Origin of the sequence: Rhodoferax mekongensis (assembly GCF_032191775.1) — a bacterium.
GTDB classification, from domain to species: domain Bacteria; phylum Pseudomonadota; class Gammaproteobacteria; order Burkholderiales; family Burkholderiaceae_C; genus Allorhodoferax; species Allorhodoferax mekongensis.
The window spans coordinates 2,264,086-2,288,893 of record NZ_CP132507.1 but is presented as its reverse complement, the minus strand read 5'-3'; the positions used below and the strand labels follow the sequence as shown (position 1 = coordinate 2,288,893).

At 59.5% G+C, this 24,808-nt stretch carries 16 protein-coding genes and 1 pseudogene; 7 read left to right on the top strand and 10 right to left on the bottom strand.

Annotation, left to right across the window (positions count from 1 at the left end):
* Positions 1 to 17: 17 nt before the first annotated feature.
* The 4 genes from RAN89_RS11010 to RAN89_RS10995 all read right to left on the bottom strand — a co-directional run bounded on the left by RAN89_RS11010 (position 18) and on the right by RAN89_RS10995 (position 4,552).
* Positions 18 to 1,439: an aspartate kinase gene (locus RAN89_RS11010; RefSeq protein ID WP_313866352.1), complete on the bottom strand. Its 1,422-nt coding sequence runs from the start codon at positions 1,437 to 1,439 to the stop codon at positions 18 to 20.
* A 328-nt stretch (positions 1,440 to 1,767) separates the two neighbouring features.
* Complete coding sequence (locus tag RAN89_RS11005) at positions 1,768 to 2,949, bottom strand: GGDEF domain-containing protein (RefSeq protein WP_313866351.1); 1,182 nt, start codon at positions 2,947 to 2,949, stop codon at positions 1,768 to 1,770.
* A 91-nt stretch (positions 2,950 to 3,040) separates the two neighbouring features.
* On the bottom strand, positions 3,041 to 3,289 hold the full coding sequence (locus RAN89_RS11000) for a hypothetical protein (RefSeq protein ID WP_313866350.1): 249 nt from the start codon (positions 3,287 to 3,289) through the stop codon (positions 3,041 to 3,043).
* A gap of 54 nt (positions 3,290 to 3,343) precedes the next feature.
* Positions 3,344 to 4,552 carry a serine hydrolase domain-containing protein gene (locus tag RAN89_RS10995; RefSeq protein WP_313866349.1) on the bottom strand — a complete coding sequence of 403 codons (1,209 nt, stop codon included), beginning with the start codon at positions 4,550 to 4,552 and terminating at the stop codon, positions 3,344 to 3,346.
* Between the two features lie 227 nt (positions 4,553 to 4,779).
* Between RAN89_RS10995 and RAN89_RS10990 the strand changes: the two genes are divergently transcribed.
* Together RAN89_RS10990 and RAN89_RS10985 are read left to right on the top strand one after the other, a co-directional pair.
* The gene (locus RAN89_RS10990; protein WP_313866348.1) at positions 4,780 to 5,004 is read left to right on the top strand and encodes a hypothetical protein; all 225 of its coding nucleotides are present in this window, start codon (positions 4,780 to 4,782) and stop codon (positions 5,002 to 5,004) included.
* A 190-nt stretch (positions 5,005 to 5,194) separates the two neighbouring features.
* Positions 5,195 to 6,925, top strand: coding sequence for an MFS transporter (locus RAN89_RS10985; protein WP_313866347.1), 1,731 nt, complete (start codon positions 5,195 to 5,197; stop codon positions 6,923 to 6,925).
* 134 nt (positions 6,926 to 7,059) lie between these two features.
* On the opposite strand, the pseudogene RAN89_RS10980 reads toward RAN89_RS10985, so the two are convergent.
* The 6 genes and pseudogenes from RAN89_RS10980 to aceE all read right to left on the bottom strand — a co-directional run.
* Positions 7,060 to 7,725, bottom strand: a pseudogene (locus RAN89_RS10980) (FAD-dependent oxidoreductase); the annotation flags it as partial.
* A 143-nt stretch (positions 7,726 to 7,868) separates the two neighbouring features.
* Complete coding sequence (locus tag RAN89_RS10975; RefSeq protein ID WP_313866346.1) at positions 7,869 to 9,509, bottom strand: methyl-accepting chemotaxis protein; 1,641 nt, start codon at positions 9,507 to 9,509, stop codon at positions 7,869 to 7,871.
* Complete coding sequence (locus tag RAN89_RS10970; protein WP_313866345.1) at positions 9,506 to 10,825, bottom strand: ABC transporter substrate-binding protein; 1,320 nt, start codon at positions 10,823 to 10,825, stop codon at positions 9,506 to 9,508. Before RAN89_RS10970 ends, RAN89_RS10975 begins: the two co-directional genes overlap by 4 nt.
* A gap of 607 nt (positions 10,826 to 11,432) precedes the next feature.
* Positions 11,433 to 13,268 (bottom strand): dihydrolipoyl dehydrogenase, encoded by a 1,836-nt coding sequence (gene lpdA / locus RAN89_RS10965; protein WP_313866344.1) that lies wholly within the window; start codon positions 13,266 to 13,268, stop codon positions 11,433 to 11,435.
* Positions 13,269 to 13,283: 15 nt separating this feature from the next.
* Positions 13,284 to 14,951 (bottom strand): dihydrolipoyllysine-residue acetyltransferase, encoded by a 1,668-nt coding sequence (gene aceF, locus RAN89_RS10960; RefSeq protein WP_313866343.1) that lies wholly within the window; start codon positions 14,949 to 14,951, stop codon positions 13,284 to 13,286.
* 19 nt (positions 14,952 to 14,970) lie between these two features.
* Positions 14,971 to 17,679 carry a pyruvate dehydrogenase (acetyl-transferring), homodimeric type gene (aceE, locus tag RAN89_RS10955; protein ID WP_313866342.1) on the bottom strand — a complete coding sequence of 903 codons (2,709 nt, stop codon included), beginning with the start codon at positions 17,677 to 17,679 and terminating at the stop codon, positions 14,971 to 14,973.
* A 166-nt stretch (positions 17,680 to 17,845) separates the two neighbouring features.
* Here aceE and RAN89_RS10950 point away from each other — a divergent pair, with 166 nt between their 5' ends.
* From RAN89_RS10950 to RAN89_RS10930, 5 genes are all read left to right on the top strand, one after another.
* Entirely contained in the window at positions 17,846 to 20,392 is a 2,547-nt protein-coding gene (locus RAN89_RS10950; RefSeq protein WP_313866341.1) for a PAS domain-containing sensor histidine kinase, read from the top strand.
* A 4-nt stretch (positions 20,393 to 20,396) separates the two neighbouring features.
* The gene (locus tag RAN89_RS10945; RefSeq protein WP_313866340.1) at positions 20,397 to 21,023 is read left to right on the top strand and encodes a response regulator transcription factor; all 627 of its coding nucleotides are present in this window, start codon (positions 20,397 to 20,399) and stop codon (positions 21,021 to 21,023) included.
* A 70-nt stretch (positions 21,024 to 21,093) separates the two neighbouring features.
* The gene (gene folD / locus RAN89_RS10940; RefSeq protein WP_313866339.1) at positions 21,094 to 21,972 is read left to right on the top strand and encodes a bifunctional methylenetetrahydrofolate dehydrogenase/methenyltetrahydrofolate cyclohydrolase FolD; all 879 of its coding nucleotides are present in this window, start codon (positions 21,094 to 21,096) and stop codon (positions 21,970 to 21,972) included.
* 50 nt (positions 21,973 to 22,022) lie between these two features.
* Positions 22,023 to 24,080, top strand: a complete 2,058-nt coding sequence (locus RAN89_RS10935) for a M3 family metallopeptidase (protein WP_313866338.1) — start codon at positions 22,023 to 22,025, stop codon at positions 24,078 to 24,080.
* A gap of 50 nt (positions 24,081 to 24,130) precedes the next feature.
* Positions 24,131 to 24,772: a glutaredoxin domain-containing protein gene (locus tag RAN89_RS10930; RefSeq protein ID WP_313866337.1), complete on the top strand. Its 642-nt coding sequence runs from the start codon at positions 24,131 to 24,133 to the stop codon at positions 24,770 to 24,772.
* Positions 24,773 to 24,808 lie beyond the last annotated feature (36 nt).

Here is a 24,808-nt window from a genome sequence, read left to right as displayed (position 1 = left end):
AGCAATTCAGCCCAACTTCAAACGCGTGGAACCGGTGTACCGGAGTTCACACACAAGGCCATGTTAAGTGCCTTGACCGCGGTCTTGTAGTCGCCGCGCTCAATCACGAACTGCATGTTCACCTGGCGCAGGGTTTGCGACACGCAGTTCACGTTGACTTGCGCGTCCGCCAGTGCCTGAGCGGCCTTGGCCAGCACGCCGGGAATGCCGATGTTGGAGCCGATGGTGCACACAATGGCGCTGGGCTTGACGGTAACCACCTGGTACAACTCTTCCAGTTCGGCCACGAGTGCGTCAGTTACCTGGTTGTCCCACACCAAGTGGGCAATCGAGTTGGCATTGGTGGCCTTCAGGATGTAGCTGATGTCGTGCTTGCAGAACACTTGCATCAAGCTGGCGTCAAAGCCCACGGTGCCGACCATGCTGGGGTCGTGAATCTCGATCAGCGTGACCTTGTCGGTACCGGTCACGATTTCCACGCGGGCGCGCTCGCCCACGAAGTCCTTGGTGATCAGGGTGCCGGGGTGGTCCGGCTCAAAAGTGTTCTTCAGGCGGATAGGGATGCCCGCCAACTCCATGGGCTTGGCCGCCTTGGGGTGGATGGCTTCCATGCCCACGTCGGCCAACTGGTCGGCCACGTCGTAGTTGGTGGCGCCCACCACAATAGCATTTTCCAAGCCCACCAGGTTGGGGTCGGCAGAAGACAGGTGAAACTCCTTGTGGATCACGGCCTCTGCGGGGCGCACTTCGACAGCGATCTTGCTGAAGGTGACCTCGGAGTAGCCCCGGTCAAACTCGCGCATGATGCCTTCGGTACCCTTGGTGTAACCCGTGGCCACAATCACCTTGTCGCTTAAATCCAAGCCCTTGAAGCTGTTGGCGATGCGTTCATCAATGCTCCAGGCTTCGTTGTCATCAAAGCCGGCCAGGTCCATCAGGACCGCATTCACGCCATTGGCCTTGAGGATTTCCACCGAGTTGAACGCGCTATGGGACTCGCCGATAGAGGCGAGCACCTCGCGGGCTGCCAAGAGCACATCCTTGCGGCTCAGGTAGCCGCTGGCCAACACGTGGTGCATGGCACCCAGATATTCGCGGGCTTGGGCAATGCGCTGATCAATAAAGGCGTCGGCCACGACAAGTGGCAAACCGATGTCGGCATAGCTGGCGTTCAGCTTTTTCAGGCTCGCAGCCAAGCCGGTCAGGGCGTCCTGGTAGCCCTTGCCTTCAGCAAACAGGGCGTAAATGCCGCGTTCACCTGTCTTCTTGTGCTCCAGCAACTGGTTGGTCACGCCGGAGTAGGCAGACACCACGTAAATGCGTCCGTAAATGCGTTTCGGGTCATGCAAAACGATGTGGCGCAGCACATCACCAAAAGCGGTCATCGAGGTGCCGCCGATTTTCTCGACAGAGATCTTGGAAGAATTTACGTCTGACATGGACAAGCAGGGAAGAGCAAAAAGGGGTTGGAGAGCCGGCAAGGAGCTTCTGCCGTAAGTTTGTCAACGGCTGAAAACCCTCTATTTTCCACCACTTTGGCTGGGAGCCCGATTTGCGAACCGGTCTTGCACCGCAAGCCTTACCCATCACTTCAACTTTATGTACTAATCCGGCAGCCAGCGCTCATGGAATAGACGCGAGATACTATTAAATATATAGCACTCCATCTCCTGACTAGGGGCCTATGAGATGCCGTCACAAAAAAGCGGCCCTAGGTCGGCTCAGCCCGCGACTAGCGTTCCGTCGGTCCGATGCCGCACGGTTTGCTTAATGTGCAGCCTGCTTCATGGCATACATTCTTTGGTCTGCAAGACCCAACAATGCTTCGACAGTGCTTCCGTCCTCCGGAAAACTGGCGAGACCAAAGCTGAATTCGGGCACCAATAGGGCCCCACCCCCGGTCAGTATCGGGTTCAGGCGCAACTGCTTGCGAATCTCCTGGATGGTGCGCTCTATCGCTGTAGCCTTGGCCATTGGATAACAAGCGACGAACTCATCCCCGCCCAGGCGACCCACGATGTCGGAATTGCGGGCTGACTTGCGCAACACCTGCGCAAAGTGGGCGATCAATTGATCGCCTGCCAAATGACCCTGCGTATCGTTGACTTGCTTCAGACCATCCACATCAAAAAGACCGATCACCACACGCTCTTGGTATCGCGCAGCACGCTCCAAGGCCACAGCCAACTGATCTTCAAAATAATGGCGGGTCGCCAGGCCACTCAGTGCATCCACCTGATAGCGCTTGATGTTGGCCGAATAGCGTTCTCTGGCCAATAGCACCACCTCAATCTGTGCGCGAAAGCGCTCCACAATTTCAAGGTCTTTTTGGTCGTAGGTACTCGCAATCGACGAGTCCAGATTCAACAAACCGAACAAGCGATCACCGACAAAAATCGGCGCACTGATGACCGATTGGTACCTCCAATCGTCGGGCTTGATGACGGTGGCCACGTCCTCAAAATCTGTGGCTGTGATCAAGCGCGCTTCCTTGAAGTTACCTTGCGTTACCTGGTACAAAAAGCTGTCTTCCAACCGGAGTCTGAATTTGCCCACAAACTCGTCGGAGAAGCCTTTGGATGCAACAAAGGTCAGGTGCCCATCGTCGCCCAGCTTGAGTATCGAACCGGTTGTTGCTTCATTGAAAATCCGGAACAGGTAGCCAAGAATATTGGCGTAAATCAGCCCCAGATCTTCATTGAGCAGGATGTCCCGGTTGACTTGGACATTCATTGCGGCAATGAGGCCCAACTTCCGGGACGACTCATTCACATCCCGCAAGCGCAACACGAGAAAAGTAAGCACCCCACACAGCAAGCCAACAAGGAGTGCCACCTCGATGGCCAGTGGCTTGGAGGCACCGTCATGCCAAGAAAAAACGAAGAAGCAAGCCAGTCCAGCGGCAGCGAAGGCCGATCCTGTCCAAACCACAGCTTTGTGCCCTTGCACTGCATGCTCCAATGGTTGCTTTTTTTGCAGTATGGCACACCGTGCGGCAACTTAGGAGTCGCTTTGTCGGCACCCCAGAACGGGAAAACAACTACTGCTGCATAGCAATCAGTCGGGCATCTGCCAGCCCGGCGGATCGGTGGTGAACGAGCGCTTTCAGGGCATTCGCCGTATAGCGTGCATAAGCCTCACGCCCGGTGCATGGCGTCTCCTTGCACTCAGGGGTGTATTCGGCCTGCTCTTTGAAGCGCAGCAGGTTCAGCATGGTGACTGGTTTGTCCGGCGCAGTCTTCACAAAGAGCTGGCTGAAACTCTCGCGGCTGGGATCGATAGTAGCCATGTCATCACTCCTGGGCTTCTTGGGGAAATCGTGAGCGGTGCACCCCGCAAAAAATTATTTGCCGGGCGCTGCACCTTCATCGTCAACGGCCTTTTGTACCTCCCGGTAGAAGGCCTCACGCGCGTTGGATGCCTCTGGGTCACGCGCACCCCCTGCCCAGTTGGCGTTGGACACGATGACCAACTTGCGCTTGGGGTCGATGAAAATGCCTTGCCCGAAAATGCCGCGAGCAGAAAAACTGCCGTCGTCATAAGTCCACCATTGGTAGCCATACCCACGGCCTGCTTGGCCGATGTCTGTGCGCTTGGTAGTGGCATCCGCCCACCAGCCATCGGGCACGATTCTTTTGCCACCTGCCATGGCGCCACTCAAAATGTATTGGCCCATACGGGCGTAATCCCGTGGCGACGCCTGGATGCAGCAGCCCCCGATTTCCTGACCGGTTTTGCTCAATATCCAGGTGCCTTGCTGCTCCATACCTGCCGGCCCCCACACTTTTTCGGCCAGATAGGTGGCCAAGGGCTTGCCAGTAGCTTGCTGCACAAGGGTGCCGACCAGATTGGTCTCGCCAGTGCTGTAGAGCCAACGGGTTCCCGCTGGCACATCACGCGGGAGCTTGCGCATGTAGCTCACCAACGCATCCACGCCTTCCTCAGGCTTGTGGTTGTTGAACTTTGCGACATCCGACTGCGGGTCAGAATAATCTTCGTTCCACTTTACGCCGGAGGTCATGGTGAGCAATTGGCGCACGCTCACCGCATCGTAAGCCGAGCCTCTGAGGTCCGGAATGTAGAGGCTGACTTTGTCGTCGAGGCTCTTGATGAAGCCGTCCTTCACTGCGGCGCCGACCAAGGTGGAAGTAAACGACTTGGCCACCGAAAAGCTGGTCCAACGCCCTGCCGCATCAAAGCCCAGGCCATAACGCTCGAGGCGCAACTTACCGTCTTGCAAGACCAAGAGCGCAGCACTGCGCTGGCCGGCCATGTAGGCGTCGACATTGCTTGTGAGTTTCAGTGGCGCACCCGCGGGTAAAGCAGATGGTGTACCGCCAGCGGACACCACGCGCGACTCGGCGAGAAAAGGCAGCCGGTCCAATGCACGAAAGGCGGCATCCCTTTGGGATTGAGACCAGAACAGCAGATCGCGGTTGATCGGCACCGTCGCCAACAACCCGCGGGTTTCCTTGTCGAGACTGAACCAAGCGCACACGCCGGCCACCCCCAGAACTACCAAGGTGCCGAGCACCATTTTCTTAAAGGCCAAAAGAAAACTCCCGGAACGCGCGATCACGCGAAAAAGGGAAATGTTGCACTGGCCTTAGACATATGACCTTGAGACAAACCCTTGCCGAGTCCTGCTGGAGACAGGCACTACCCGGCAACAGAGCCCTGCAGATGCCCTAGCTAGGCGTGGGGTTCCGACCTTACGTGCGCTACGTTTTTTTCCAGACCGAATGCACAATCCGGCCCTTCACTCTTACCTGAATCGCTATGAAAGACTCTGCGTTGTTGATCGGTATCTCGGATGCCGTCGGATTTGTAGCAGGTGCCCAATTGGGTTTGTGGCTAGGTCAATCCATGGGGTTTGACGCCTTCGCGGGAGGGTTTGGCAACAACGCATTGGTGGGTATGGTTTTGTTGGGCTTGGGTGGCGGTCTGGGCTTGCAACTGGCGAGTCGTTGGCGCAGCTGGCGCGCAGCCAGAAAGAGCGAATAGCCTCTCGTCATTGAAGTTTCCGAGCGGCGGCGTACCCCAAAAATCGCCAGAAAAAAGCCCCACTTTTTCCAAGCCTTAACCTTCGTGGGGGAGTAAGAAATCCGTCAGAGGCGGTTTTGACACTGCGGCCGTCCATGGCATCGCCGTGGATGCTGAGAACCGCCCTAACTAAACAAAACGGAGACTCCCCATGAGCATCAGCCCTGCCAGTGCCGCTTCGATTGAAGACCGCAAGCGGCCCATGACGCGCGAAGAGAAACGCGTCATCCTCGCGTCTTCAGCTGGAACCATTTTTGAGTGGTACGACTTCTACCTCTATGGCTCGCTTGCAGCGATCATCGGGGCCCAGTTTTTTTCTTCCTTCCCGGAAGCCACACGCAACGTGTTTGCCTTGTTGGCATTTGCCGCCGGCTTTCTGGTGCGCCCCTTCGGCGCACTGTTCTTCGGCCGATTGGGTGACATGATCGGGCGCAAGCAAACCTTCCTCATGACGATTTTGATCATGGGGATCTCGACCTTTGTGGTCGGCTTGCTGCCGGGCTACAACACCATCGGCTGGGCCGCGCCGGTCATCCTGATCCTGCTGCGCATGCTGCAGGGCCTTGCTTTGGGTGGTGAGTACGGCGGTGCTGTGGTGTATGTCGCCGAGCATGCTCCACCCGGACGTCGTGGCTTCTTCACCAGCTGGATTCAGACTACCGCTACCTTGGGCCTTCTGCTGTCCCTGATGGTGATCCTCACGGTGCGCACTATTGTTGGCGAAAAAGAATTCGCCGAGTGGGGCTGGCGTATTCCATTCCTGCTGTCGATCTTCCTGCTGGGTATCTCGGTATGGATCCGCTTGCAGATGGAGGAGTCGCCTGCGTTCAAGAAAATGAAAGCAGAAGGAACCAGCTCCAAAGCACCCATTGCCGAAGCTTTCGGTCAGTGGAGCAACGGCAAGTTTGCGCTGATCGCCTTGTTCGGTTTAGTCGCAGGTCAGGCCGTGGTCTGGTACACCGGCCAGTTCTATGCCTTGTTCTTCCTGCAAACCATTTTGCGGATTGACATGTTTACCGCCAACGTGCTGATCGCCTGGTCACTGATTCTGGGTACAGCCGGGTTTGTGATCTTCGGTTCGCTGTCCGACAAAATCGGCCGCAAGAAAATCATTCTGGCGGGTTGCTTCCTGGCCATCGTGACCTACTTCCCGGTGTTCAAAACTATCACTCAAATCGCCAATCCGGCATTGCATGCTGCGCAGCAGAACACCAAGGTGACCATCATCGCCGACCCCAACGACTGCTCGTTCCAGTTCAACCCGACCGGCACTGCCAAGTTCACCAGCTCTTGCGATGTGACCAAGGCGCTGCTCGCCCGCAGTTCCGTGAACTACTCGGTGCAGTACACCGCTGGAGCGATTCCGGCCAAGGTGCAAATCGGTACTGCTGAAGTGGTGGGCTATGAAATCGCCAAGCTCACTGGCGATGACGTCAAGGCCACGCCTGCTGCCTTTGCAAAGTCGGTGAACGAAGCATTAGCCGCCGCGGGCTACCCTGTGCCCGGCAAGCCAGCACCAGGCATTCTCAAGATGGAAGGCTTCTTTGACATCTTCAATGCCCAAGTGTTCCCGCTGGTGATGATCCTCACCTACCTCGTGCTGTTGGTCACCATGGTGTACGGCCCGATTGCTGCTGCCCTTGTAGAGCTGTTCCCCACCCGCATCCGGTATACGGGCATGTCATTGCCGTATCACATCGGCAATGGCTGGTTTGGTGGATTGATGCCAGCAACCGCGTTTGCCATGATCGCGCAAACCGGTGACCCCTACTACGGCTTGTGGTACCCCGTGGTGGTGGCCGGCATGACCGTGGTGATTGGCCTGCTGTTTGTTCCAGAGAACAAAGACAAGGACATCTTCGCCGAGGACAGCCGCCGGTAAGGCAAAGACCTCGCGACTATCAATGGAGCCCCGGACAGGCCATGACCCGTCCGAGGTTCTTCAGTCGAAACAGGCAGAAAAAAAGCCCGAACCGTTCCCGGTTCGGGCTTTTCCTATTGCTGACTAAGCTTTACTTATTTCTCGGCCGGCGGCACATCCTTGCAGCTGCCGTGCGCAATCTCCGCCGCCATGCCGATGCTTTCGCCCAGCGTGGGGTGGGGGTGGATGGTCTTGCCGATGTCCACCGCGTCTGCGCCCATCTCAATCGCCAGAGCGATCTCGCCGATCATGTCGCCCGCATGCGTGCCGACCATGCCGCCGCCCAGGATCTTGCCGTGGCCGTGTGCTTCGGGGGAGTCATCAAACAGGAGTTTGGTAACGCCTTCGTCGCGGCCATTGGCAATCGCGCGGCCGGATGCGGTCCAGGGGAACAAGCCCTTCTTGACCTTGATGCCTTGGGCCTTGGCTTGGTCTTCGGTGAGGCCAACCCAAGCCACTTCGGGGTCGGTGTAGGCCACGCCGGGGATCTCACGGGCGTTGAATGCCGCTACTGCCAGTTCCTTGTTGCCTTGCAGTTCACCGGCAATCACTTCAGCGGCCACGTGGGCTTCATGCACCGCCTTGTGCGCCAGCATGGGCTGGCCCACGATGTCGCCGATAGCGAAGATGTGCGGCACGTTGGTGCGCATCTGAATATCGACATTGATGAAGCCACGGTCGGTCACCTGCGGTGCGGGGGCGGTGCCACCCTCTTCTGCTGGCGCAAACGTCACTTCGATGCCCTTGGGCAAGGCGCGTGCTGTAGACAGTGCCCATTTCCAGGCCGATGATGCCAACTGACGCAGCATGGGATGCGCCTGAAGCGAGAGTTTGTGGCGGATGCTTGTGCCACCTAACCCCAGCAGCGTACCATGAGAATTTCAGCCAAGTAGGCCTCTAGACCCTATGCTTCTTGCGCGAGTAGCTCCTGTTTTGATAGTGACAACACTGCGTCTGAGGTGTCGCCAGATTCCCCCGCAGTCTGGAAGACCGCCACCACGCGCACCAGCGCGCTGGCCTGTGATTGCAGACTGCTGGCCGCCGCGGCCATCTCTTCCACCAGGGCTGCGTTCTGCTGGGTGACTTGGTCCATCTCGTTCACGGCCTCACCAATCTGCGACACACCGGCGCTCTGGTCCGAGCTGGCCGTGCTGATCTCGCCCACGATGTCGGTCACCTTGCGAATGGCGGCGACCACCTCGGTCATGGTGTGGCCGGCCTGGTCTACCAGGGCGCAGCCTTGTTCCACCCGTTGCACGCTGGTGCCGATGAGCTGCTTGATCTCCTTGGCCGCTTCAGCACTGCGCCCAGCCAGGCTTCGCACCTCACTGGCCACCACCGCAAAACCGCGGCCCTGCTCGCCAGCGCGAGCTGCTTCCACCGCCGCGTTCAGCGCGAGGATATTGGTCTGAAAAGCGATGCCATCGATGACCTGGATGATGTCCTCAATCTTGCGTGAGGCTTCGTTGATGCCCTTCATGGTCTGCACCACCTGACTCACCACGTTACCGCCTTGTACGGCTACGGTAGATGCATTCAACGCCAGTTGGTTGGCGTGGCCGGCGCTCAGAGCGTTCTGTCGTACCTTGGCGTTGAGGTCTTCCATGCTGGAGGCGGTTTCCTCCAGCGCGCTGGCTTGGTGTTCGGTACGACTGCTCAGGTCGTGGTTGCCTTGGGCGATTTCTGCGCTGGCAATGGCCACGCTGTCGGCCCCTTGGCGTACGGCGTGCACGATGCGGGTGAGCGACTCCTGCATGCGGGCCATGGCGGCCACCACACTGTCAGTATCGCCCGAGCGCACGGCTACGGGGGATGCCAAGTTGGCATCGGCAATGGTGCGGGCCAGCTGCGCCACATAGGCCGGTTGCCCCCCCAGCTGGCGCAAAAGCGCGCGGGTGATGAACACTGCCAGCATCACCGACAGCCCGGCGCACACCACCGTCACCGCCAGCAGCATGGTGTTGGCCTTGACGGCCGAAACCCGACCCGCCGCCTTGGCAGCGTCCGCCTGGTCCAAGTGCATCTTCCATTGCGTTTGCACCGCGTCATACGCACCTTTGTAAGCCTGTTGGCTCGGGCCGGTGAAATAGTCGCTGGCCTCTACCGCGCGTTCGGACTCGGCGCCCGCCGCCGAGTTGGACATTTGCAAAAAGGTGCTGCGTGCTGCGTGGAACTGCGATATAGCGGCGGCCAGCGCGGCATTGCTGTTCTCGTCCGACAGGTTGGCAGCAGCAGCCCTGTAACGCACCAGCGCCTCGTCCAACGATTTCACCGTCGCTTTTACGGAAGCCTCCTCGCGGTCCTTGGCAGGCATAGTCAGCGCAGCCAAGTGGCTCAGCTCGGCCGTGCGCACCACCTGCAGCCGGTCGTTCACATCGCTGAGCGCGGTGAGGGCGGGCAAGGTCTGGTCCACCAGCGCATCAAAGTCGCGATTCATGGCGGCAATGCGACTCCAAGCCGTGAGGGCCAGCAGCAGCACCAGCACCACGATCACGCCAAACGCCGCACCCAGTTGCCGACCCACGGTCCATGGCACTTTTTTCATTTGATGTACCCCGCGACACGCATGACTTGCTCGATCCGGGTCTGCGCTTTCTGCAGGGCCTGGTCCACGGTCTGCTTGCCAGCCAAGGCATCGCGTATTTCTGCGCCGGTAAGTTCGCCGATGTCCTGGAACTCAGGGATAGCGACAAACTGCACGCCCACATAGGGTGCTTTACCTTCGGTGGCATCGCGCGGGTTGGCGGTGACCATGGCAATGGCCTCCGTCATGGCAAAGCGCGCGGTCTTGATGAATTCGGAGCGCTGGTAGGTAGACAGGCGGGTGCCCGATGGCATGGCCGCCCAGCCATTGGTGTCCGCCACCAAGCGCAAGTAGGGTTCGGACGTCGCCCATTGCACAAAGCGCTGGGCGGCGTCAGCGTTCTTGCTGCTGGCGGGAATCGCCAGTGCCCAGGCCCAGAGCCAGCCCGCGCCTTTGTTGGTAACGGCGGTCGGGGCCAGTGAGAAGGCGGTCAGGTGGGCCACTTTGCTGAACTTGGGATCAATCAGTGCGCCGCCGGCGCTAGTGGCGTCTACCCAAATGCCGCACTTGCCCTGGGCAAACAAGTCCAGGTTTTCGTTAAAGCTGTTGGCCATCGCGTTGGGCGGGCCGTATTTGGTGAGCAGCTGGACGTAAAAGCTGATCGCGTCCTTCCAGGGGCTACTCTGGATCTGCGGGCGCCAGCCCATGTCGAACCATTGGCCGCCGAAGGTGTTGACCATGGTGCTGAGCAGGGCCATGTTGTCGCCCCAGCCGGCCCGCCCGCGTAGGCAGATGCCGTAGATGCCCGCAGCCGGGTTATGTATCTTGGCTGCCGCGTCGCGAATCTGCTCCCAAGTGGGCCGGTTGTTAATGCTGATACCCGCTTTCTCGAACAGATCGCTGCGGTACATGGTCATGGAACCTTCGCCATAGAAGGGCGCGGCGTACAGGCGTTTGTTGTACGAGAGTCCGTCGCGAACGGTGGGGATCAGGTCCTTCACGTTGTAGGCGTCGGTGGGCATGATTTCGCGCAGCCAGCCCTTGGCGGCCCAGATGGGCGTCTCGTACATGCCGATGGTCACCACATCAAAATGGCCGCCCTTGTTGGTCACGTCCGCACTCACGCGCTGGCGCAGGTCGGCCTCTTCCATCGTGGTCCACTTCACGCGGATATCGGGGTTGGCCTTCTCGAAATGCGTGCTGAGCTTTTGCATCTCGATCATCTGCCGGTTGTTCACCGTGGCCACGGTGATGTCTACCGCCTGGGCCCCTAGGGCCCAGGCGCACAGGCCCAGCGCGGCAAGCGGCCGCAAATTCCAACAACGTCTCTTCTGCATTGCGCTTATATCCTCCGACACAGTGCATCGAAGGTTAGGCCGCAGCAGCGCAGGGCGCCTATACGTTCTGTTCACAGATTTGTATTCAATCTGCAAAGCCGGGCTAGGACTTTCCCTAGCGCCCCAGTTTGTGTGCAATAAAGTACTGGTGGTCTAGTGCCGTGGTATGGGTAGAGCGCGCTCTGCGGCCGGCCCCAACAGGTTTATCACTTTGCGGCTGGGAATATCCATTTGCAACCGTTTGGACTTCCCCCGCTTCTGTAGACAGATTTCAACTTCCAGTTCGAAGTTGCTCGAAGTCCATCGGGCTCAGCTGGTCGAAATGGCTGGCCACATCAACTACACCGAGACCACGCTCGGTCACTTGTTTGACCGTTCAGCCTCGAATTCGGCTGGGTATCTCACCCTCTTCATGAATCGTTCCCCCTTTCAATTTCAACCCTGACAGGTGTTTATTGAAACGGGGGAAGGCCAGCGAATAGGGGCCCATAATCCTTCGACAGTCTGGAGTTCACACATAGCGTTAGCGATTGACACCAAGCAATTTTTTGTCGGTGCACCTAAAAGAAAAAGGGCTACGTCAAACGTAGCCCCTTGCGGCAATTGCTTACTTCTTCGCCGGCGGCACATCCGTGCAGCTGCCGTGCGCAATCTCCGCCGCCATGCCGATGCTTTCGCCCAGCGTGGGGTGGGGGTGGATGGTCTTGCCGATGTCCACCGCGTCTGCGCCCATCTCAATCGCCAAGGCGATCTCGCCGATCATGTCGCCCGCATGCGTGCCGACCATGCCGCCGCCCAGGATCTTGCCGTGGCCGTGTGCTTCCGGAGAGTCATCAAACAGGAGTTTGGTAACGCCTTCGTCGCGGCCATTGGCAATCGCGCGGCCGGATGCGGTCCAGGGGAACAAGCCCTTCTTGACCTTGATGCCTTGGGCCTTGGCTTGGTCTTCGGTGAGGCCAACCCAAGCCACTTCGGGGTCGGTGTAGGCCACGCTGGGGATGACGCGGGCGTTGAACGCCGCAGCAGCCAATTCTTTGTTGCCTTGCAGTTCACCGGCGATTACTTCAGCGGCCACGTGGGCTTCATGCACCGCCTTGTGCGCCAACATGGGCTGGCCCACGATGTCGCCGATAGCGAAGATGTGCGGCACGTTGGTGCGCATCTGGATGTCGACGTTGATGAAGCCACGATCCGTCACAGCAACACCGGCCTTCTCGGCGCTGATCTTCTTGCCGTTGGGCGTGCGGCCCACGGCTTGGAGCACCAGGTCGTACACCTGCGGTGCGGGGGCGGTGCCGCCCTCTTCCGCCGGCGCAAACGTCACCTCAATGCCTTCAGGCAAGGCGCGTGCGGACACGGTCTTGGTCTTGAGCATGATGTTGTCGAAGCGCTTGGCATTCATCTTCTGCCAGATCTTGACCAGGTCGCGATCAGCGCCTTGCATCAGACCGTCCATCATTTCCACCACGTCCAGGCGGGCGCCCAGCGTGCTGTAAACGGTGCCCATCTCCAAGCCGATGATGCCACCACCAAGGATCAACATCCGCTTGGGGACTTCCTTGAGCGCCAGGGCGCCGGTGGAGTCCACGACGCGTGGGTCGTTAGGCATGAACGGCAAACGCACGGCTTGCGAGCCGGCCGCGATGATGGCGCGCTTAAAGGCAATGACCTTCTTGGTACCGGTCTTCTCTTGCGCAGTGCCGCTGGTTTCTTCCACTTCGAGGTGGTTGGCACCGACGAAGTTGCCATAGCCGCGCACGGTCGTGACCTTGCGCATCTTGGCCATGGCAGCCAAACCGCCGGTCAGCTTGCCAATGACCTTTTCTTTGTGGCCGCGCAGCTTGTCGATGTTGACCACGGGCGCACCGAAGTCCACACCCAAGTCCGCCATGTGGCTGACTTCGTCCATGACGGCCGCCACGTGCAGCAAGGCTTTGGAGGGAATGCAACCCACGTTCAGGCACACGCCACCCAGAGTGGCGTAACGCTCCACCACAATGACTTTCAGGCCCAAGTCTGCCGCGCGAAAGGCCGCGGAGTAACCGCCGGGGCCGCCACCGATGACGACCACGTCGCACTCCAGATCGGCACTGCCGCCGAAGCTGCTGGCCACTGGGGCCGGAGCCGCCGGGGCTGCTACAGAAACAGGAGCTGCTGGCGCAGATGCGGCGGGCGCTGCAGCCGGTTTTGCTTCAGAAGCCGCACCTGCAGCTTCCAGCAACACGACCACAGAGCCTTCTTTGACCTTGTCGCCCAGCTTGACTTTGAGTTCGGTAACCACACCACCGGCGCTGGACGGAATTTCCATGGAGGCCTTGTCGGACTCCACGGTGATCAGGCTTTGCTCAGGCTTGATGGTGTCGCCGACTTTGACTAGCAGCTCGATGACCGCGACTTCGTCGAAGTCTCCGATGTCCGGAACCTTGATTTCTACGATTGCCATATTCAGGTTCCTGTCTTAGAGCAGCACGCGGCGGAAGTCACCCAGGATCTGGCCCAGGTACACGTTGAAGCGCGCCGCAGCGGCGCCGTCGATCACGCGGTGGTCCCAGGTCAGCGACAAGGGCAGCATCAGGCGTGGCTGGAAGGCCTTGCCGTCCCACACCGGTTCCATCTGGCTCTTGCAGACGCCGAGGATGGCGACTTCAGGCGCGTTGATGATGGGCGTGAAATAACGGCCACCGATACCACCCAGCGAAGAGATGGTGAAGGTTGCGCCGCTCATGTCGGCAGGGCCCAGCTTGCCGTCGCGGGCCTTCTTGGCCAGCTCCGACATTTCCTGGCTGATCTGGAAGATGCCTTTCTTGTCTGCGTCCTTGATCACGGGTACCACCAGGCCGTTAGGCGTGTCGGCCGCAAAGCCGATGTGGTAGTAGTTCTTGTAGATCAGCGCGTCGCCGTCCAGCGAGCTGTTGAACTCGGGGAACTTCTTGAGCGCGGACACGCAGGCCTTGATCAGGAAAGCCAGCATGGTGACCTTGATGCCGGACTTCTCGTTTTCTTTGTTGGTCGCCACGCGGAACGCTTCGAGGTCGGTGATGTCGGCGTCGTCGTGGTTGGTGACGGCCGGGATCATGATCGCGTTGCGCAGCAGGTTTGCACCGCTGATCTTCTTGATGCGGGACAGCTCCTTGCGCTCAATCGGACCGAACTTGGCAAAATCCACCTTGGGCCAAGGAATCAGGCCCAGGCCGGCGCCGTCGTTGCTGCCGGAAGCCTTGGCTTGCGCCGCAATGGCTGCGGTTTGCACCGCACCGCTCATCACAGAACGGGTGAAGCCTTGCACGTCCGCTTCGGTGATACGTCCTTTGGGGCCGGAACCCTTGACTTCGTTCAAAGGCACGCCCAGTTCGCGGGCGAACTTGCGCACGGAGGGCGATGCGTGGGGCAAGCCGAGAGTGGTGCCACCGGGCAGGTGCGCCGGCACAGCCACAGCGGCAGGCGCTGCCACAGCACTAGCTACAGGTGCCGAGGCTGCGGCGGGAGCTGCCGGCGCGGCGGCAACCGCTGCGGGTGCCGCAGCAGGAGCGGCTGCGGCACCCGCCACGCCCTCCAGAATCACCACCAAGTCACCGATGTTCACGGTGTCACCCAGCTTGACCTTGATTTCCTTGACCACACCGGCGGTGCTGGAAGGAATCTCCATGGAAGCCTTGTCGCTCTCCACGGTAATCAGGCTCTGTTCCACCTTGACGGTGTCGCCGACCTTGACCAGCAGTTCGATGACAGCCACGTCCTTGAAGTCGCCAATATCGGGCACGCGCACTTCCACCGGGCCGGACACAGAAGGCGCTGCCACCGGAGCTGCTACAGAAACAGGAGCTACTGGCGCAGATGCTGCGGGCGCTGGCGTCGCATTTGCCTCTGCAACGGGCGCTGAAGCAGCACCAACGGCTTCCACCATCACGACCACCGAGCCTTCTTTGACCTTATCGCCCAAGGCAACCTTGATTTCCTTGACCACACCGGCGGTGCTGGAAGGAATCTCCATGGAAGCCTTATCAGACTCCACAGTGATCAGGCTTTGCTCCACTTTCACGGTGTCGCCCACTTTGACCAGCAGCTCAATGACCGCGACTTCGTCGAAGTCACCGATGTCCGGGACTTTTACTTCTACCAATGCCATGTTGTTGTCTCCGGAGTGCTTAGGCGTACAGGGGGTTCACTTTGTCAGCGTTGATGCCGTACTTGGCGATGGCTTCTGCCACCTTGGCCACGGGCACGGTACCGTCTTCGCTCAGCGCCTTCAGGGCGGCGACCACGATGTAGTGGCGGTTCACCTCGAAGTGCTCACGCAGCTTGCTGCGGAAGTCGGAACGGCCAAAGCCGTCGGTACCCAGCACCTTGTACGTGCGGCCCTTGGGCACGAACGGACGGATTTGCTCGGCGTAGGCCTTCATGTAGTCGGTAGACGCGATCACGGGGCCGGTGGACTTGTTCAGTTGCTCGGCCACGAAAGGTACGCGCGGTGTCTCCAGCGGGTGCAGCAGGTTCCAGCGGTCTGCGTCCTGACCGTCGCGGGTCAGTTCGTTGAAGCTTGGGCAGCTCCACACGTCAGCGCCAATGCCCCAGTCTTTTTCCAGCAGTTCTTGCGCCGCAAAGCTCTCGCGCAGGATGGTGCCGGAGCCCAGGAGTTGCACGCGGGGTGCCTTCTTGGTGAGCGCGGGACCTTCCTTGCAGAGGTACATGCCCTTGATGATCTGCTCTTCGGTACCGGCCTTCAGCCCGGGCATCGCATAGTTTTCGTTCAGCAGCGTCAGGTAGTAAAAGACGTTTTCCTGCTTCTCGACCATGCGCTTCAAACCGTCATGCATGATGACAGCCACTTCGTGCGCAAAGGTCGGGTCGTAGCTCACGCAGTTGGGGATGGTGTTGGCAAGGATATGGCTGTGACCGTCTTCGTGCTGCAGGCCTTCGCCGTTGAGCGTGGTCCGGCCAGAGGTGCCACCCAGCAGGAAGCCGCGGGCTTGCATGTCGCCCGCCGCCCAGGCCAGGTCGCCAATGCGCTGGAAGCCAAACATGGAGTAGTACACGTAGAACGGCACCATGATGCGGTTGCTGGTGGAGTAACTGGTGGCAGCGGCAATCCAGCTGCTCATGCCGCCAGCTTCGTTGATACCTTCCTGCAGGATCTGGCCAGCCTTGTCTTCCTTGTAGTACATGACTTGGTCTTTATCGACCGGGGTGTACTGCTGGCCCGCGGGGTTGTAAATACCCACTTGGCGGAACAGACCTTCCATACCGAAGGTGCGGGCCTCGTCCACCAGAATCGGCACCACGCGTGGGCCCAAGGCCTGGTCGCGCAGCAACTGTGTCAGGAAACGCACATAGGCTTGGGTGGTGGAAATCTCACGGCCTTCGGCAGTGGGTTCGATCACAGCCTTGAAGGTTTCCAGGGACGGCACAGTGAAGCTTTCGTCCGCCTTGGTGCGGCGGTGTGGCAGGTAGCCACCCAAGGCCTTGCGGCGCTCGTGCAGGTACTTCATTTCCGGGGTGTCGTCTGCGGGCTTGTAGAACGGCACCTTGGGCAACTCGCTGTCTGGCACAGGAATGTTGAAGCGGTCGCGGAAGGCCTTGATGTCTTCGTCGGTCAGCTTCTTGGTCTGGTGCACGGTGTTCTTGCCTTCACCGGCCTTGCCCATGCCGAAGCCCTTGACGGTCTTGATCAACAAGACAGTGGGCTCGCCCTTGTGGTTCACGGCTTTGTGGAACGCTGCGTAGACCTTCTTGGAATCGTGGCCGCCACGGCGCAGGTCGAAGATTTCTTCGTCCGACATCTTGGAGACCATCTCCAGGGTGCGGGGGTCTTTGCCGAAGAAATGCTTGCGGACGTAGGCACCGTCGTTGGCCTTCATGGCCTGGTAGTCGCCGTCCAGGGTTTCCATCATGATTTTCTTGAGCGCGCCATCTTTGTCGCGTGCCAGCAAGGGGTCCCAGCCGGAGCCCCACAGCAGCTTGATCACGTTCCATCCCGCACCGCGGAATTCACCTTCCAGCTCTTGGATGATCTTGCCGTTGCCGCGCACCGGGCCGTCCAAGCGCTGCAGGTTGCAGTTGATCACGAAGATCAGGTTGTCCAAGCCTTCACGGGCAGCCAGGCCGATGGCGCCCAGGGATTCGACTTCGTCCATTTCGCCGTCGCCGCAGAACACCCAGACCTTGCGGTTTTCGGTGTTGGCAATGCCGCGGGCGTGCAGGTATTTGAGGAAACGGGCCTGGTAGATCGCCATCAACGGGCCCAAGCCCATGGACACGGTGGGGAACTGCCAGAACTCGGGCATCAGCTTGGGGTGCGGGTAGCTGGACAAGCCCTTGCCGTCCACCTCCTGACGGAAGTGCAACAACTGCTCTTCGGTCAGGCGACCTTCCAGGTAGGCGCGTGCATACACGCCTGGGGACACGTGACCCTGGATGTAGAGGCAGTCGCCACCATGGTTTTCACTCTCGGCGTGCCAGAAGTGGTTGAAACCGGCGCCAAACAGGCTGGCCAAGGAGGCAAAGGAACCGATGTGACCACCCAAGTCCCCACCATCTGCGGGGTTGTGGCGGTTGGCCTTCACGACCATGGCCATGGCATTCCAGCGCATATAGGCGCGCAGGCGTTCTTCAATTTCGAGGTTGCCGGGGGAACGCTCTTCGTCCTGGGGCTCAATGGTATTTACATAGCCAGTAGTGGCCGAGAAAGGCATGTCAATGCTCTTCTGGCGTGCGTGCTCGAGCAGTTGCTCCAGCAGAAAGTGCGCGCGCTCGGGGCCCTCGGCCTCGATGACAGCGCTGAGCGCGTCCATCCATTCGCGGGTTTCCTGGCTGTCCATGTCGGACGTGCCCAAGGGATTCTGGGGAACTGCTGCCATCGAAGTCTCCTGTTTGCTTTGGCGTAATTTAGTGCGGTACGCCTAGTTTCTCATATTTAAATTGAAATTTCAAATCATGCTTATTGATTTTGTATAGTGAAATATTTATGCTGCTTTGCAGCACTTGGAAACAGTCCGCCACCGGCCCCTCCTCTACACTCGGGCAATGCCTTTTTACAAAGTGATCTCTCTGCCCAAGCCGCTGGCTATTCCGACGGTGGATGGCGCCAAACGCTGGTGGCACCGGCTGACCCCGCACCGCCAGGACCGGGTAGCCATGTTGGCCCCACTCGCTGCGGTGTTATTGTTTTTTGCCGCCATCGTGGCGGCCTTGGGTTACCTCCGGCTGGAGGAAATGGACCGCGAACAGGAGGCCGTGCAGCGCGACGTCGAGTACACCCAGCAACGCCTTCGCCTTCGGTTGCTGGAGCGCCAGGAACAGATCACCCGTATTGCTCGTGAACTGGCCAATCGGGAGATAGACGCCAACGATTTCAAAGCCCGCGCCGCCAACCTGCTGGATCAGTACCCCGAAGTTCAGGCCATGGCGTGGGTGGATGAGAAAAAGCGTACCCGAGCGAGCCAGGGCATGGGAGCCAACACCATAGGGCCTTACTACATACCCGGGGATGTACTTCTCAAACAAGATCGCGATACCGGCTACGCCCTCACCCGCCAGCTGAACCAGCTGCTGTACGTCCAACCCCCGTTGGCAAAGGATGAGGCGCCTCTGTTGCAAATGTTCATTCCCTTGAACAACAAGGGCCGCTTCTCGGGCGTGCTGATTACCGAATACTCCATAGACGGGCTCTATAGATATGGCGTACCGTCAGAGGTATCCGCCCGCTATGCGATTTCGCTGCAGGACTCCACCGGGCGTTTGCTGGCGGGCACCAGCATCCCCGGACGCAAGCTGGTCAGCCGTTTTTTGCCTTGGGCCAACCCGGGGAATGAATACTCCATGCCCGTCTCGCCGGTCGGCTCGGGTCTGGTCATTCGCGCCCAGGCTTACCGTGCATCATTGGGCGTGATTGGTAGCGGCCTGTTTTGGCTGGTGAGCACTTTGAGCGTGATGACCGCATGGATGTTGATAGCCAATTGGCGACATACCCGCAGACGCCTGCAAGCCCAGCAGGCACTCATGTCGGAAACCAACTTCCGCCGCGCCATGGAAAACTCCATGCTCACGGGGATGCGGGCCATGGACTTGCAGGGTCGCATTACCTACGTAAATGCAGCCTTCTGCCAGATGACCGGCTGGACAGAGTCCGACCTGGTGGGGCGAACAGCCCCTTTCCCCTATTGGCCTGACAGCGAACGTGAACACGTGGCTGCCAGACTGGAGGAGGAGCTGACCGGGAACGCAACCCCCGGCGGGATACAGGTGCGCGTGAAGCGAAAAGACGGAAGCCTGTTCGATGCCCGCTTGTATGTATCTCCGCTGATTGACGCCATGGGGACCCAGACCGGTTGGGTCACCTCGATGACGGACATCACCGAGCCCAACCGCGTGCGGGAACAGCTAACCGCCTCGCACCAGCGATTCACCACCGTGCTGGAGGCACTGGACGCGTCCATCTCCGTGGCCCCTTTGGGCAGCGACGAACTGCTGTTTGCCAACAAACTCTACCGGCAGTGGTTCGGCGTACAAGCCGGCGGACACCTGCAACTGGTGGCGGAGGCCGGCATGCCCAACAGCCCGACCAACGACGACTCGGATGACAGCGTCGACTCCTTCGCAGGTCTGCCGACCACTACCTTGCCTGACAGCGATCCTGAAAGTGCAGAAATCTTTATTGAGGCGTTAGGCAAGTGGCTCGAAGTGCGCACCCGTTACCTGAGCTGGGTGGACGGCCGCTTGGCCCAAATGGTGATTGCCACCGACATCACCACCCGTCGCCTTGCCGAAGAGCAGGCCGCCACCCAAGCAGAGCGCGCCCAAACTGCCAGCCGACTCATCACCATGGGCGAAATGGCCTCGAGCGTGGCGCATGAGTTGAACCAGCCGCTCACGGCCATCAACAACTATTGCAACGGCATGGTCTCGCGTATCAAGGATAAGCAGATCACAGAGCCGGATTTGCTGATTGCCCTGGAGAAGACTGCCAAGCAGGCACAGCGCGCGGGGCAGATCATTCAGCGCATCCGCAGCTTTGTGAAGCGTAGCGAGCCAAACCGAACACCATCCGAGGTGTCCACCATGGTGGCCGAAGCAGTGGAGTTGGCTGAAATCGAGTTGCGGCGCTTCAACGTGCGCCTGAACCACTACGTCGCAGCCCGTATTCCTCAGGTCATGGTGGACCCCATACTGATTGAACAGGTGCTGGTCAACCTGCTGCGCAACGCGGCCGAATCCATAGACTCCGCGCTGCGTCAAACTTCGGACCGCATCGTGGAGCTGCGTGTATTGCCCAAGCGCATTGACGATAAGCCGGTTGTGGAGTTTTCCGTGCAGGACACCGGCAAGGGACTGGCGCCTGAAGTCATGGCCCGCCTATATGAAGCGTTCTATTCCACCAAGGCAGACGGCATGGGGATAGGGCTATCCTTGTGCCGGTCCATCGTCGAGTCCCACCTGGGGCGAATGACCGCGGAGAACATCTACAATGGAGATGACGTTGTGGGCTGCCGGTTTTCATTCTGGGTGCCCCTGAACGACACCGGTACGCTGACCTACTCGGAGCCACCGGCCCCCCAACCCAACCTCGGATAACTGAATGAGCTTGATCCCCAAAAAAGGAACGGTTTACGTCGTAGACGATGACGAAGCAGTGCGCGATTCGCTGCAATGGTTGCTGGAGGGCAAGGGGTACCGGGTTCGGTGTTTTGATTCTGCGGAGTCTTTCCTGAGTCGCTATGACGCGCGTGAAGTGGCCTGCCTGATCGTCGACATCCGAATGGGTGGCATGACGGGCTTGGAACTGCAGACCCGGCTGATCGAAGCCAAGTCCCCTTTGCCTATCGTGTTCATCACCGGTCACGGCGACGTGCCCATGGCCGTGGACAGCATGAAAAAAGGCGCCATGGATTTCATCCAGAAGCCCTTCAAGGAAGACCAACTGGTCAGTCTCGTGGAACGCATGCTCGATCACGCCAAGGACACCTTTGCCGACTACCAATTGGCGGTCAACCGTGACGCCCTGCTCTCCAAGTTGACCTTGCGTGAAAGCCAAGTGCTGGAGCGCATTGTCGCGGGCCGCCTGAACAAGCAGATTGCGGATGACCTGGGCATCAGCATCAAGACGGTGGAGGCGCACCGCGCCAACATCATGGAAAAGCTCAGTGCCAACACGGTGGCCGACCTGCTGAAAATTGCACTCGGCCAGAACACCCCGAAAACCTGACGCTACCAACTTTATAGCTACCTGCGCCCGCCCTGCCTTCGCTGCGGGCGTTTTTACTTCAAGATCAAGAATGACAGCTTCCACCACTGCCCAGATCATCGACGGCAATGCCCTCGCCGCCCAACTCCGAGCCGACGTTGCCCGCCGCACCGACGCACTCAAGGCCCGAGGCCTCACTCCAGGACTGGCTGTGGTTTTGGTTGGCGACAACCCTGCTTCTCAGGTCTATGTGCGCAACAAGGTGAAGGCTTGCTCGGATGCGGGCTTGCATTCGGTGCTGGAGAAGTACGACGCCAGCATGACCGAAGCCGAGTTGCTCGCCCGGGTGGAGGCACTCAACAACGACCCGTCTATCCATGGCATCCTGGTGCAGCTGCCCTTACCCGCACACATTGATGCCAACAAAGTCATCGAATCCATCGCCCCAACCAAAGACGTGGACGGCTTTCACATCGCCAGCGCCGGCGCGCTGATGGTGGGCCAGCCCGGTTTCTGGCCCTGCACTCCTTACGGCTGCATGAAAATGCTGGAGAGCATTGGTTATGACTTGCGCGGCAAGCATGCCGTGGTGATCGGCCGCTCCAACATCGTGGGCAAACCCATGGCCATGATGTTGCTGCAAAAGAGCGCTACGGTCACCATGTGCCACAGCGCGACATCCGACCTCAAAGCGATGACCTTGCAAGCCGATGTGATTGTGGCGGCAGTGGGCAAGCGCAATGTATTGACAGCCGACATGGTCAAGCCAGGCGCCGTGGTCATCGATGTGGGCATGAACCGCAACGACGAAGGCAAACTGTGCGGCGATGTGGACTACGCGGGCGTCAGCCAGGTGGCCGGTTACATCACTCCGGTGCCCGGCGGCGTGGGCCCCATGACCATCACCATGCTGCTGGTCAACACCATGGAATCTGCAGAGCGTGACGCGGCCGCGCGTGGCCTTGTTTAGTCACGCCTCGCCCGCATCTGCATAGCTCTGAATCGCACACCTCTGGCACCATGAATCCACTGCTCCAAAACGCCCCGCTCCCTCTTTTCGACCGCATCACACCCGCTGACGTCGGCCCGGCGGTAGACGAACTTCTTGCCAGCGCCGATGCTGCTCTGGAGCAAGTAACGGCAGCATCTTTTCCTGCAGAGTGGACGGCCATCGCGTCGGTGCTGGATGTGGCAACCGAACGCTTGGGTTTGGCTTGGGGTGCCGTAAGTCACTTGAACAGCGTAGCAGACAGCCCCGAGCTGCGCGCCGCGTACAACGCGGCCCTGCCCAAGGTGACTGAGTTCTGGACCCGTCTCGGCGCCGACGAACGCCTGTTTGCCAAGTACAAAGCCATCGACACAGCCCGGCTGAACTCAGAGCAGTTGCAAGCACACAAAAATGCCGTGCGCAACTTCGTACTGGGCGGCGCCGACCTGCAAGGCGCAGCGCGCGAACGGTTTGCCGAGATCCAGGAAAAGCAGGCTGAATTGGGGCAAAAATTCAGCGAAAACACGCTCGACGCCACGGACGCCTTCAGCTACTACGCCACTCTGGCTGAACTGGAGGGTGTACCGGCCGATGTGGTGCAAGCTGCCCGCAGCGCTGCAGAAGCTGAGGGCAAAGAAGGCTACAAGCTCACGCTCAAAATGCCGTGCTACCTGCCGGTCATGCAGTTCGCTACCAGCAGCACCCTGCGGGGCATGCTCTACCGGGCCTATGCGACCCGCGCATCCCAAGAAGCTGCCGAAGATTTCCGTAAATTCGACAACACCGAGGTCATCAACGGCATTCTGGCCCTGCGCAAAGAAGAAGCCCAGCTTCTCGGTTACCCCGACTTCGCCACGCTGTCGGTGGTGCCCAAGATGGCGGACTCTCCTGACACCGTCATCCGCTTCCTGCGGGACCTGGCCCGCAAAGCACGCCCCTTCGCGGAAAAGGACGTGGCAGACCTTCGCGCTTTTGCCAAGGATGAATTGCAGCTCATCGACCCGCAACCATGGGACTGGCCGTATATCTCTGAAAAGCTCAAAGAAGCCCGTTATGCCTTCAGCGAGCAAGAGGTCAAACAGTACTTCACGTTCCCCAAGGTGTTGGCGGGCTTGTTCAAAATCATCGAAACGCTGTTCGATGTGGAAATCAGCCCGGACACCGCACCGGTCTGGAACGCCGGCGTATCGTTCTACCGCATGGAACGGGTCGGCCCGCAGGGCCGCAAGCTGATCGGACAGTTTTACCTGGACCCGAGCGCCCGAAGCGGCAAGCGCGGTGGCGCCTGGATGGACGATGTGCGCACCCGTTGGCTGCGTCCGGACACCGGCACCTTGCAGACCCCGGTCGCCCACTTGGTCTGCAACTTTGCCGACGGCATCGAAGTCAACGGCGTCAAAAAACCGGCCCTGCTGTCTCACGATGATGTGACGACACTGTTCCACGAGTTCGGCCACGGCCTGCACCACATGCTGACCCAGGTGAACGAGCGGGATGTATCCGGCATCAGTGGCGTGGAGTGGGATGCGGTGGAGCTGCCCAGCCAGTTCATGGAAAATTTCTGCTGGGAGTGGAATGTGCTTCAACACATGACCGCCCACGTGGATACCAGCGAACCCCTGCCACGCGCACTGTTCGAAAAGATGTTGGCCGCCAAGAATTTCCAGAGCGGCATGCAAACGCTGCGCCAAATAGAGTTTGCTTTGTTTGACATGTTGTTGCATTCCCAGCACACGCCCGGCAACGACATCATGCCGCTGCTGAAACAAGTGAGGGATGAGGTTGCCGTGTTGCAGTCACCGGCTTGGAGCCGCACCGCGCATACGTTCAGCCACATTTTCGCCGGAGGCTACGCGGCAGGCTATTACAGCTACAAGTGGGCAGAGGTACTGAGCGCAGATGCATACGCGGCCTTTGAAGAGACCGTGGGAGCTGACGGCAGCGCAAATCCGGAAACCGGAAAACGCTACCGCACAGCCATTCTCGAAGCCGGCGGTAGCCGGCCCGCCATGGAGTCGTTCAAGGCTTTCCGCGGCCGTAAACCCTCCTTGGACGCCCTATTGCGCCACCAAGGCATGTCTGTCCAATAATCGGGCTGATGCAACCGACTCTATCGCTTCAAACCTTAAGGATCACGACCATGGCTTCACGCACTTCAATGGCATTGGGCTTGGCCCTGCTGGTGACGGCAGGTATCGCACAGTCCCAAGGCATTTACAAAATCGTAGGACCCGATGGCAAGGTCACTTTTTCGGACAAGCCTCCCACTGCAGCCCAAGGCACTGTCGGTACTGCGACACCGGTCACCCCCGGTGGCGGCACGACCGGCGGTGACCTGCCATTCGAGTTGCGGCAAGTCGTGTCCAAGTATCCATTTACTCTCTACACATCCGCGCAATGCGCCCCTTGCGACTCGGCACGCACGATGTTGAAATCCCGCGGTGTGCCCTTCAGCGAAAAGACGATTGCAACTGCAGAGGACAGCGAGGCCCTGCAAAGGCTCTCCGGCGAGGCCACCCTGCCTTATGCAACCTTGGGTGCGCAAAAACTCAAAGGATTCTCCGATACGGAGTGGACCCAGTACTTGGATGCCGCTGGCTACCCCAAGAACCCTATGCTGCCCAAGTCCTACCGCTACCCGGCAGCCGCTCCATTGGTCGCTGTGCAGAAAGCCACACCACCCAAAGCGGAACCTGTGGCCAAGCCTGCTGACGTTGAGATAGTTACACCGCCAGCCCCATCCGCCCCTTCGCCCTCCAATCCGGCGGGCATAACGTTCTGAACAGACAATGCCCGACAAAAAAGTGCCCGATATCTT